The 11,772-nt window shown below is 33.7% G+C and carries 9 protein-coding genes; 4 read left to right on the top strand and 5 right to left on the bottom strand.

The window, feature by feature from the left end; genetic code table 11:
* The first annotated feature begins 228 nt into the window (after nucleotides 1-228).
* The 3 genes from DKL58_RS04660 to DKL58_RS04650 all read left to right on the top strand — a co-directional run bounded on the left by DKL58_RS04660 (nucleotide 229) and on the right by DKL58_RS04650 (nucleotide 2,287).
* The gene (locus tag DKL58_RS04660; protein WP_045928070.1) at nucleotides 229-642 is read left to right on the top strand and encodes a MarR family winged helix-turn-helix transcriptional regulator; all 414 of its coding nucleotides are present in this window, start codon (nucleotides 229-231) and stop codon (nucleotides 640-642) included.
* Between the two features lie 75 nt (nucleotides 643-717).
* On the top strand, nucleotides 718-1,596 hold the full coding sequence (locus DKL58_RS04655; RefSeq protein ID WP_045928069.1) for a DegV family protein: 879 nt from the start codon (nucleotides 718-720) through the stop codon (nucleotides 1,594-1,596).
* Between the two features lie 52 nt (nucleotides 1,597-1,648).
* Nucleotides 1,649-2,287 (top strand): NUDIX hydrolase, encoded by a 639-nt coding sequence (locus tag DKL58_RS04650; RefSeq protein ID WP_109586268.1) that lies wholly within the window; start codon nucleotides 1,649-1,651, stop codon nucleotides 2,285-2,287.
* 13 nt (nucleotides 2,288-2,300) lie between these two features.
* Here the strand turns inward: DKL58_RS04650 and xerS are convergent, their stop codons facing one another.
* Nucleotides 2,301-3,389 (bottom strand): tyrosine recombinase XerS, encoded by a 1,089-nt coding sequence (gene xerS, locus DKL58_RS04645; protein WP_109586267.1) that lies wholly within the window; start codon nucleotides 3,387-3,389, stop codon nucleotides 2,301-2,303.
* A 1,390-nt stretch (nucleotides 3,390-4,779) separates the two neighbouring features.
* Between xerS and DKL58_RS04640 the strand changes: the two genes are divergently transcribed.
* Complete coding sequence (locus DKL58_RS04640) at nucleotides 4,780-5,139, top strand: helix-turn-helix domain-containing protein (protein WP_034979176.1); 360 nt, start codon at nucleotides 4,780-4,782, stop codon at nucleotides 5,137-5,139.
* Between the two features lie 41 nt (nucleotides 5,140-5,180).
* Here the strand turns inward: DKL58_RS04640 and DKL58_RS04635 are convergent, their stop codons facing one another.
* From DKL58_RS04635 to parE, 4 genes are all read right to left on the bottom strand, one after another.
* Nucleotides 5,181-6,110, bottom strand: coding sequence for a manganese-dependent inorganic pyrophosphatase (locus DKL58_RS04635; RefSeq protein WP_109586266.1), 930 nt, complete (start codon nucleotides 6,108-6,110; stop codon nucleotides 5,181-5,183).
* Nucleotides 6,111-6,239: 129 nt separating this feature from the next.
* Complete coding sequence (locus tag DKL58_RS04630) at nucleotides 6,240-7,175, bottom strand: LysR family transcriptional regulator (RefSeq protein ID WP_109586265.1); 936 nt, start codon at nucleotides 7,173-7,175, stop codon at nucleotides 6,240-6,242.
* Between the two features lie 140 nt (nucleotides 7,176-7,315).
* Nucleotides 7,316-9,769, bottom strand: coding sequence for a DNA topoisomerase IV subunit A (gene parC, locus DKL58_RS04625; protein WP_109586264.1), 2,454 nt, complete (start codon nucleotides 9,767-9,769; stop codon nucleotides 7,316-7,318).
* A 15-nt stretch (nucleotides 9,770-9,784) separates the two neighbouring features.
* Nucleotides 9,785-11,743 carry a DNA topoisomerase IV subunit B gene (gene parE / locus DKL58_RS04620; RefSeq protein WP_109586263.1) on the bottom strand — a complete coding sequence of 653 codons (1,959 nt, stop codon included), beginning with the start codon at nucleotides 11,741-11,743 and terminating at the stop codon, nucleotides 9,785-9,787.
* Nucleotides 11,744-11,772: the final 29 nt, after the last annotated feature.

Genomic DNA, 11,772 nt, shown 5'->3' with positions numbered 1-11,772 from the left:
TAAAGAAATCATTGCAAAAAACTGATATACTGGTAATATAGATTTAAAGTTATCAATATAAATATTTATAAGCTAAAAATAATAGTAACAAATATTACTATACAATTAAGCATGAGTGTTTCACAACTTTTCGTTTGGCTTTTTATGCATTTTCATGCTTTTAATATTGCTTAAATTTAAGTTTATAAAATATTTTTATGTTTTGTTTTAATCAGAAAAGGTAGTTAAATGGACGTTTTATCTTTTAGCACAATTGCTGGAAATATTAAAAACGAAATAAATAAAAAGTGTGGGTTAAATCTTTCGCAAACCAGAATTTTGCTTTATTTTTACCATAATGGTAATACTGCTTTAAAAATGGGAGATTTAGCTGAAAAATTAAAAATATCACTTTCAACATTAAGCAGACAATTGCAGCAAAAGAAAACCATGAGTTTTGTAACAATTAGAAGGTCAGAAAGCGACTCAAGCAAAACAGTTCTGTTAAATGATCTGGGGTTGAAAAAAATTTCTGAACTGAGAAATGTTTTAAAAGAGATAGAAGCATCACTTTTACATGGTTTAACAGAGCAAGAAATAAGAGCATTTGACCAAACTTTTACTAAACTGGTACAGAAAGCTGAGAGAACAAGTTCTCTATAGTTGATAGTCGAAACACTTATTTTTTTATGCTATAATTCTTGTATGTTGTACAGACAAAAGCGAAAGGTAAGTTAGATGAAGATTGCTTTAGTTACTGATAGTACTAGCGCCATTACAAAACAAGAGGCAGAAAAAAATAACATTATTGTTGTTTCAATTCCAATTATTATAGGTAAAAAAGAGTATTTAGAAAATGTTGATATTACTTCTGATCAACTTTTCAAAATGCAGAGAGAGGGAGCAGATTTTCCCAAAACTTCTCAGCCAAGCACAGGCGATTTGATACGCCTTTTTGATCGCCTAAATAATGAAGGCTATGAAGCTATTATTGCTATTACACTTTCCAGCGGGATTTCTGGTTTTTATCAAACATTATGTAATATTGCAGAAAATCATCCGAAATATAATTTACATGCTATTGACACAAGAATGACTGTTCGCTTACAAGGTAATTTGGTTTTGGCAGCAGCTAAAATGATAAAAAATGGTCTTGATCTGGATACAATTTTAGCTCGACTTGAAAAAATCCGCTCAACTATTGATGAAATATTTGTGGTTAATGATTTAAATAATTTAAGTAGAGGAGGGCGCTTAAGCAATGCCAGTGCTTTTATCGGCTCAATGCTAAATATCAAGCCGCTGCTTACTTTCAAAGACGGCAATATAGTAGCTTTTGACAAAATTCGTTCTATGAAACGAGCTTTTATCAAAATTAAAAAATTAACGGTAAAAAAAATAGATCAATTGCCTTATAAAGATAAAATCAAGCTCTTTATTATTGATTCCAATGATAGCAGTCAGGTAGACGAAGCTAAAGCATTTTTAACAGAAAAATTTCCAGAGCAAAACATTTCCGTTACGAAATTTAGCCCTGTTATTGCCACGCATCTAGGAGAAAAGTCTTTTGCAATTGGTTGGATGATTGACATTGATAAAATAGATTTGACTAAATAAAAGCAACTTTTTGTAAGATTGCTTTTTTTGTTACAGAAATGTGAAGATACGTATGAAAAAGCAAATGGATCAAATAACAAAATGGGCTGTAGAGTTACAGAGTATTGCTCAAAACGGTATAGAATATGGTTATGATCGTTTTGATAGGGAGCGATACGAACAAGTAAGAAAAATTGCCACCGAAATGATGGCAGCAAAAACTGGACTATCAATAAATGTTGTTAAAGGCTTGTTTAGTAATGATGATGGGTACCAGACACCTAAAGTTTCTACTAGAGCTGCAATTTTCAATAAACAAAAAATCTTACTGGTTAAAGAAACTACAGATAATTTATGGTCAATGCCTGGTGGTTGGTGTGAACCTAACATAACCGTTAAAGAAAACTGTATAAAAGAAGCCGAAGAAGAATCCGGGCATAAAATTGAAGTTAAACAAATTATTGCAGTGAACAATCATTCAACTAATATTTATGATAAAGAGCGAATTGAAAGACCTATCAATGTTTGTAACGTCATCTTTTTGTGTAAAGACTTGGGTGGAAAGTTTTCAAAGAATACCGAAACTGATAAATGTTCATTTTTCGAACTTGATAATTTACCACCTTTATCATTGCCACGAAATTCTTTAGCAGAGATAAAAATGTGTTTTGAAGCGAATCAAAGTCCTAACTGGCAAACAAAATTTGAATAAAAAAGGCTTTGTATTAAGCCCCTTTGTGATCACTATTCTTTTTATCTGTTTTTGAAATCTCATTTAAAGCAGCACGCTGCTTTTTTTGATCAACATGAGTATATAAATCGGTTGCTGAGGTTCCTTTTTGGCCCAGTTGCTGAGCTACCAGCACTTGGTCTTTGGTTACCCCATATAGTTCAGAGGCCACTGTGTGACGTAATTTATGAGGAGTGAGCGGGTGTCCAAAAGCAGCTGAATATTTATTAACCATTTTCTCGATAGCGCTCGTGGTGATCCGACGTGTTTTATTATGCCAGCGAGTCAGGAAAAATGCTGAATCGCTTTTGACTGCCAAATAGCGTTGTTTTCTTATTTTCTTATACTCTCTAATGTAAATCAACGTCCATTCAGCAATTGGTACGCTGTCTCGCTGGCCACCTTTGCGGGTTACGTCCAACGTAGCCTTTTTAAAATTAATGTCTGGCAGATCTATTCCTGCGCACTCAGAAACTCTGATTCCAGTTCCTAAAATTAAAGCAATAATTGCCATATCGCGTTCTTTATTTGCTTTAAAAGCTGGTAACGCATGCTTATTGCATTTAAATTCATAATTATTTTCAATAAAATCCAAAAACTGGTATTTTAATTTTCCTGTGTACATGTGCGATTCAAGAACATGGGCCCGATAGTTTAAAGTTTTTGTGTTATTAAGAGAATCAATTTTGAGCATAACATTGCGTTCAAAGTACGGTTTGCCATTTATATTGTCAGCAGTAATGGTTAAAAACTTGAAAAGAGATCTCAAGGCATTAATAGACCGATTTATTGTTGTAGGCGAATTCAAGTTGCCTTGCTTATTTTTAGTATGACCTAAATAATTAATGTAAAGCATGATGTCATTGCGTTGCAGGTGAGCTAAAGTTTGAGTTTCAATACTTTTGTTATTTTCAGCCTTTGAAATGCCTTCATGACGGAGCCAGTCAAAAAATCTTCTTATTTCTGTTAGATACTGATAGGATGTAGCTAAAGAGTGACTTGTGCCAAAATTGTATTCTTTAACAAAATCAGGCATTTTATTTAATTCTTCATCAATTAGATCTAAATATTTCTTTGTTTCCACGTAATAAATTTCTCCTAGCTTAATTTAATAAGTTACATGCTTTATTATAAAACAAAACTAGAATGTATGTTTGTGTCGTGTATACTTATTATGGGATAGAGGAGAGGGAAAGGCGAAAATTACATTTAATGAAACAAAATACTGCTTTGATATTTTAGGATAAATCTTTTAAAAAGTTTGAAATAGAAATTTCGACTTTAATTGAAACTTATCTAAAAAGATGATATTCAGTTTTGCTAAAAATCAACCAACTAATACAAAAAAGTTGAACTTGTTTCTTAATTTAATACCTTTCATTAAAATTATAGTTTTAATGAAAGCAACTAAAAAATTGTTTAATATCAAACACATATTTTAAACTAAAAAATTATGCGAGCAGACTTTTTATACTTAAAATTGAAATTTTGACCATTATTACTCAACTATTATCAAAACTATTCGTATATGACTTCATAAAAAAATATTAGTGTGACTTTTTAGCTTTCAGTATTATTAACAAAACAACTCAAACTTTGATCAATAAAAAGTTCAAGTCGTTTCAAAGGAGGCTTAATGACAATTCAATGTACAACTGATCAAATTATGCATTGATTTTGATTTTAACGAGCTCTCAATTGACCTGTAACAATCTCAAAACAAAATTGTTTTTGTGTATGGCAAATCTAGTCTCAATCTCATAAGCTCTCTTTTAATTTTTTAATTTACTTTACATAATATATATTATACGAAGTTATATCAATAAAAGCAGCTACATTTGACTCCACTCTATCTTCACCAAAGTATATCTAATTTATTGAATTAAATTAGTAATTGGAGAACTAACTTTTTATTTTTGTTGTCATTAAATTTGCTTTTGAATAAATTTTTTATTGTATAAAAAATCCATAATTTTAGAAAGAAAAGTTTTATTTTACTTTATACAAAATAAAACTTATTGTTTGTGAAATTTGTAAATTAAATAATTACTAAACCCTTTTTATCATATCCAATATTAATTGATTTATTTAAAGTTTTTATGTTATAAGTGTAAAAATATAAATAAAAGCGCTTTCTACAATTGATAAATATATAAAAACAATTGGATTTTGTTTTTTCACTTAAGCGCTTTTCTACTTGCCCCTCTAGCAAGCGAATGCACGCTTTGATATAATATTTGCCACTCTTTCCTTTTTCACTTTAAGTTTAATTAATTGGTGCTTTTTTATTTTATTTTTCCAAAAAATAGCTTACAATACTATGTGGGGTATAGTTTAAAACATTTAGTTTGAGTATAATTTTGCCAAAAGCAAGTGTTTTATTCATTATTATTTTTGTTTTATTGTTCAATTCTATAATTAATCTGTTATTATAGAATATGGAATTATTTTTTTGAAAGGGTTGAATTTATTCCATGAGTATAAATTTAGGAAAAGAAATATGCCGTAGGCGGCGCGAACAAAAGTTGACCCAGGAGGATCTTGCTGAATTAAGTGACTTATCGGTTAACTTTATTTCTCGTTTGGAAAGAACAAAGAATCAAAACATCAGTATTCAAAAGCTTGACTCAATTGCCAGAGCTTTAAATACAACTACACCAGATATTATCATGAATGCTTACCGCTTTAAAGAAGTTAAGGTAGAAAATCACCAAGATAATACTCCTGTATTTATTAAGAAGGTTCTTAATGAACTTAGAAAAATGTCACCTGACAAAGCTGAAAGAGTATGTAAATCATTCATTATTTTGGCTAAGGAAATTAACAAAGATTAAAAAAAGCACGAAATAGATTTAACTATTTCGTGCTTTTTAAATTACTTAAATGCTTCAGTTAATGGTGGAACAACCTGTTTCTTCCTTGAAACAACACCTGGTAAACTGATTTCTGAATCTTTAACTTCTCCAAATGCCTTTTCAAATGAAGCCAAAGCTTCGTCTGAACCTATAACTAATGCAGTTGAGTCTGAATCAAGTACATTAGTTATAAGTAGCATAAACAAATCATAGCCCTTTGAATTTGCTGAATCTTTCATAGTTTTCAGGAAGGCTTCTTTGCGCTCTAATGCTTCTGGCAAGTCAACCACATTAATTTGAGCTACTCGTACATTTTTGCCATTTAATTCAAATGATTTGGCATCTAAATCGATTAGTTCTTCTTCTGATTTACTTGCTATATTAGTTCCGGCTTTTAATTCTTCCAAGCCATATTTTTCGTAACCTACACCAGCAATTTCGGCAAGTTCTTTAACGGCTTTTTTATCTCTGTCGGTAGTTGTTGGTGATTTTAGCAATAATGTGTCAGAAATAATGGCGGAAAGCATAATACCGGCGATATTCTTGGGAATTTCCACTTTAAAATGCTTATAGAGACCAAACATAATTGTACTAGTACAACCTACCGGTTCAGCAAGATAAAATAAAGGCATACTAGTGTTGAAATTCATAATTCTGTGGTGATCAACAACATGAGTTACAGTAACCTGATCAATGTCTGATACACTTTGCTGTGGTTCATTATGATCAACAAGCATTACTTCTTTAACTTCATTTGCTGCTGTTTTGATCACTCTTGGCGCTTTAAAACCAAACTTCTTTAATGCAAAAGCTGTTTCATCATTAGGTTCGCCTAAAGCAACCGCCTCTGTGTTGTAACCCAGCTTATTCTGCAAATATGAATAAGCTATCGCTGTCCCAATTGCATCTGTGTCAGGATTTTGGTGACCAAAGACCAATTCTTTTTCCATTAGATTTCCTCTTTTTCTTTTTAAAATTTTACTTATATAATTAGTTTACCTAATAAAGGCTATTCTTGACAGAACAAATTATAAATTTTTGTCTGACAGCAAAAGAACTTACAAGATTATGTGGCAACATCAGTCTTCCAAAAACTTTTTAAATTCTTTCAAAAAGTTTTGTATACGTGGAACTTCTTTTTTACCCTTTCGATAAATAAGTGAAATTGTGAACTTTTTAATGCCTTTTAAAAATACAGGTACCAAATTAATTTCACTTTGATTTAGGCGGTAATAAGAGTCGCTTACAATTGTATCATAGCCAGTATCCTGCGCTGTCTCAACCATCTCCTTGGTAGAAGTAAAAGTTAAAGGAACGTTCAGACCATTTCTTGCATTCATCTTACTGCCTAGCTTGCCTTTAAGTATCTGAGTTAAATAAAAGCTATCTGGATAAAGAACCCATTTTTTTCCTAAAAACTTAGAAACTGGATAGGACTTCCCTGCTTCAACATTTCTATCGTGAGTTAGGATAATTAATTTGTCTTGAGTAACTTTCATTAATTCGTATTGATTTTGTAAATTCGCCTGACTCCTTTTAGTAGTTTCGGGAAGATAAAGCATTGCTAAATCAACCAAATTATTATCAAGATTATACCAAAGATCTTTACGATTGAAATAAGAAACACTGATAATTATATTGGGATACTTTTTATTAAATTCAACCAAAAATTTTCTAAGAAGATCAGAATTGACGCTTTCTAAAACACCAATTGCAATATTGCCTTTGTCAGCCTGAGTAAACTCTTGTATATCGCTAACAACAGAGTTAATAGTCCCGAGTAGCTTAATTGCCCCCGTTTGCAACTGCTTACCAGCTTCAGTCAAATAAAGCTTTTTTCCCATTTGTCCAAACAGCGGTGTTCCGATTGCATGTTCAATTTTCTTTATCTGCTGAGTTAAAGCCGGTTGAGTAATACCAAGGATTTGAGCAGCTTGAGTGTAGTTCATGGTATCAATTAATTGCAAAAAATAATGTAGGGATTTGGTTGAGAGTATTGTATCTGTTTTAGGCATAAGATTATTCCTTCTATCTTAACAATAATATAGCTCTGTTTATATGCTATTATCAATCAAAAACCCTTTTGTGTCAAAGTAATATTTAAATCTGTTGAAGCCCTTCCATAAATTATTAGTATCATTAAATAAATAAAAATTTATTCTGTACTTAAAGGCCTCCCCAGTTTTATATTAACTGGATGACCGTCACTTGTCGTATCTAATACAAAAGAACCATTAGAATATCTGTCACCCAAAGGATAATCACAAGTCGAAATCTTTATATGCCGTTTGCTTGTTGTTGTTATCAGCAGGTTATGGTCTTGGCCATACGAAGCAACAGCAGCAACACGGTGCGGCTTAGTTTTAAGTTCCCTTAAAACTAATACTCCTCGTTTGGCACGGGATACCTTATTGACTAACCCAGCCTTAAACTGCTTAAAAGCTCCTCTTTGAGTAATAATGCCTATCCGAATTAAGTCAAGATAATCAGGATTTATGACTATATACGAAACTACATAGTCTTCATCTTTTAAATTCACAGATTTAACTCCGAATGATTTGGCACCAGATGCAGGAATTTCGCTCAAATCATAGCGGACAGCATAAGCCTTACGCGTAAATAAAATAATCTCTTTATTACTTTCAGGTTTTACTAAATCAACACGAACAACCTTACTGTCTGTTTTTTTCATTTTCATTGCAGTAATTGCGCGTGAACGGTAAGTTCTAGTAGGCTGGAGATTACATAGTTCCAACTGTTTTATATAACCATCATTAGTTGCAATTAAAAAGTTTAGTTTTTGGTTTAATTGTTCAAAATCAAAGACCCGAATGATATTCTCATTCTCGTTTAAGCCAATTTCCTGAGACAAATGCTGACCGGTTTCTTTCCACTTCGTTTCGACTAATTCATTAACTGGTCTATAAATGACATTACCACGGTCAGTGAATAAATATAAATTAGTTAACGTTGACAGAGTCTTTTCGAATACAACGTCATCCCCACTCGGCAAACCATTATCTTCATCTTCACTAGATTGCCAGGAACGAATAGATGACCTCTTTAAGTAACCATCACGACTGATTAAAACACGTACTTGTTCATCCGCTACTAGTGCTTTTTCATCAATTTGAATCTTGGCGGTTTCGGAAGAAATCTCAGTACGTCGAGGATTACCAAATTCCTTTTTGACGGTCGTTAGTTCCTTAATTATTTCTTTATCTAAGATTTTTTTATTAGACAAAAGTTCTTTAAAACGAGCTATTTTTTCATTTAGTTCGCTTTGCTCTTTAACCAAAGCATCAACATCAGTGTTAGTTAACCTATACAGCTGTAAAGACACAATTGCTTCTGCTTGCCGGGCAGTAAACTTGAACTTATCTGATATATTTTTCTTTGCCTCTGCTTTATTTTTAGATGCTCGAATTACCTTAATTACATTGTCCAAAATATCCATGGCGTGAATTAAACCCTGAATAATTTCAAGACGCTCTTCAGCTTTATTTAAATCAAATTTGGTTCTCTTGATTACTACATCTTTTTCATGTTCTAAGTACGAAGACAATATATGCTTTAAACCAACTTGCATGGGAGTCATATGATCAATGGCAACCATATTAAAGTTATAGGAAACTTGCAATTCAGTATTCTTGAATAAATAATTCAGAATATTTTGTGCATCAGCACCCTTTTTTAACTCTACTACGATTGATAAACCATGACGGTCAGTTTCATCACGCACTTCCGCTATGCCATCAATCTCCCTGTTAAGACGAATTTCATCCATCTTTTTAACTAACAAAGCTTTATTAACAGCAAAAGGTATCTCCGTGATGACAATTTCTTCGCGGTGCCCTCTTATTTCCTGAATTGAACTTTTTGCTCTTACCTGAATGCGTCCTCGACCCGTTTCATAGGCTTCACGTAATCCTTTTTGTCCTAAAACAATGGCACCTGTAGGAAAATCAGGACCTTTAACAAAATGCATTAAATCATCAAGACTTGCATCAGGATTCTTTAACAAATAAATAGTAGCATCAATTACTTCTGCTAAGTTATGCGGTGGAATCTCGGTAGCGTAACCAGCCGAAATACCTGTAGAACCATTAACTAATAAATTAGGAAACCGAACTGGTAAAACCGTTGGCTCATACTCAGTATCATCGAAGTTCAAGACCATATTGACTGTATCTTTATCAATATCTTGTAACAACATATTGGAAATCTTGCTTAGACGTGATTCGGTATAACGCATTGCAGCGGGACCATCGCCATCCATTGAACCATTGTTACCGTGCATTTCAATTAGTGGTTCGCGCATTTTCCAGTCTTGAGAAAGGTGAACCAGGGCACCATAAATGGAACTGTCACCGTGGGGATGAAAATTACCCATGATATTACCCACCGCTTTAGCCGCCTTTTTGAATGGTTTGTCATATGTATTATTATCTTGAAACATAGCGTAAAGGATTCTTCTTTGCACTGGTTTCAAACCATCACGAATATCTGGCAAGGCACGCTCTTGGATAATATATTTGGAATATCTGCCAAATCGCTCACCCATGACTTGCTCAAGGGGCATTTCACGAATTCGTTCTTTTGTAGCCATTAATTAAAAACCTCTTTATTCATTTTCTTCTTCCAGGATTGAAACATTATCCCCTAATCTGAACTTAACGTTTTCTTCAATCCACTTTCGCCTTGCACCTGCTTTGTCACCCATTAATGTGGTCACACGACGCTCAGCCAAGGCAGCATCGTCAATTTTTACCCGAATAAGCAGCCTTGTTTCTGGATCCATTGTTGTTCGCCACAACTGTTCAGCATTCATCTCTCCCAGACCTTTGAACCGTTGTAAAGCATAACCACGACCCATTTTCTTTTCATCGGCAGCAAGTTCTTCATCAGTCCAGGAGTACTTTACCTGAGCCTTTTTGCCGCGACCTTTTTGCAAGCGATAAAGAGGAGGTAAAGCGATATAAACTTTACCATGTTCAATCATTGGCCTCATATAACGATAGAAAAAGGTTAATAACAAAATCTGAATATGGGCACCATCATCATCGGCATCCGTCATGATGATTACTTTATCGTAATTTGAATCTTCTACTTTAAATTCAGCACCTACGCCGGCACCAATAGTGTAAATCATGGTGTTGATTTCTTCATTCTTAAATATGTCCTGGAGTTTTGCTTTTTGGGTGTTTAAAACTTTTCCCCGTAAAGGCAATATTGCCTGGAACTTACGATCTCGTCCCTGCTTTGCGGAACCTCCGGCCGAGTCCCCCTCAACTAAAAATAATTCATTTTTCTTAGGGTTGCGTGATTGCGCTGGTGTTAATTTGCCGGAAAGAACCTCTTTTTTGCGCCTTTTTTTGCCATTTCTACTCTCGTTACGAGCCTTTTTCGCAGCTTCACGAGCATCCCTTGCTCTTTGTGCTTTTTTCACCAGCTCTTGTGCCAGTTCACCTTTTTCCATTAGGTAATATGACATTTTTTCATAAACAATTGCATCAACAACTGATCTAGCTTGAGGAGTTCCTAGTTTGCCCTTGGTCTGGCCTTCAAACTCTAATAACTCTTCTGGAATTTTAACGGATAAAACAGCGCTTAAACCTTCACGGTAATCAGAGCCATCAATATTTTTGTCTTTCTTACCTAACAGTCCTTGTTTTTTGGCATAATCATTAAAAGCACGAGTAAAGCCACTTCGTGCACCTACTTCATGACTGCCACCATCTGATGTACGCACATTATTTACAAAAGAAACCAAGTTTTCGGAATAACTGTCACTATATTGTCCGCTAAACTCAACCTCAATTTCGTCCTGTTTACCGGAAAAATAAAAAATATCGCTTAAAGTATCTTTACCTTCATTCAGATAGGATACAAAAGCTTTAATACCATCATCATATTTAAAATCATCATGATGTTGGGGATCACGCTCATCTACTAAGACAAAGCGCACACCTTTAAGCAAAAAAGCCGACTCACGTATGCGTTCCTGAATAGTTTCATATTTATATTTAATAGTCGAAAAAATTTTTTCATCTGGTTTAAAAGTAATGGTGGTACCAGTAGGTTCCTTAGTTTTACCTAAGCGCTTCAATGTACCAACGGGATGACCACCATCTTTAAACTCTTCTTCGTATGCAATTCCATCCCGTATAACTTTAACATCCATATAACTGGAAAGAGCATTAACGACAGAGGAACCTACTCCATGAAGTCCTCCAGAAGTCTTATAATTTTGTTCGGTAAATTTACCACCAGCATGCAAGACAGTCAAGATAACTTCAATTGTAGGCTTACCAGATTTATGCATGCCTGTAGGCATCCCACGACCAAAATCACGTACCGTCACACTGTTATCTTTATGAATCGTTACGTCAATTTCTTTACCAAATCCGGCCATTGCCTCATCTACTGAATTATCTACAATTTCATAGACTAGCTGATTAAGACCATGAACATCAGTTGATCCAATATACATACCCGGCCTTTTCCGCACAGCTTCCAGGCCATGAAGAATCTGAATTGATGAGTCATCATAAGAATTTGTTTTTTTACTTGTTTTAGTCAAATAGACTCCTCCAGTTAAAAATCATTTAT

Origin of the sequence: Lactobacillus kullabergensis (assembly GCF_003151025.1) — a bacterium.
GTDB classification, from domain to species: Bacteria; Bacillota; Bacilli; order Lactobacillales; family Lactobacillaceae; genus Lactobacillus; species Lactobacillus kullabergensis.
This window is presented reverse-complemented; position numbering and strand designations above follow the sequence as displayed.

Coding starts and splice junctions, on each gene's coding strand:
- DKL58_RS04660 (WP_045928070.1), top strand. CDS start 229: ATGGACGTTTTATCTTTTAGCACAATTGCTGGAAATATTAAAAACGAA.
- DKL58_RS04655 (WP_045928069.1), top strand. CDS start 718: ATGAAGATTGCTTTAGTTACTGATAGTACTAGCGCCATTACAAAACAA.
- DKL58_RS04650 (WP_109586268.1), top strand. CDS start 1,649: ATGAAAAAGCAAATGGATCAAATAACAAAATGGGCTGTAGAGTTACAG.
- DKL58_RS04640 (WP_034979176.1), top strand. CDS start 4,780: ATGAGTATAAATTTAGGAAAAGAAATATGCCGTAGGCGGCGCGAACAA.
- DKL58_RS04635 (WP_109586266.1), bottom strand. CDS start 6,110: ATGGAAAAAGAATTGGTCTTTGGTCACCAAAATCCTGACACAGATGCA.
- DKL58_RS04630 (WP_109586265.1), bottom strand. CDS start 7,175: ATGCCTAAAACAGATACAATACTCTCAACCAAATCCCTACATTATTTT.
- parC (WP_109586264.1), bottom strand. CDS start 9,769: ATGGCTACAAAAGAACGAATTCGTGAAATGCCCCTTGAGCAAGTCATG.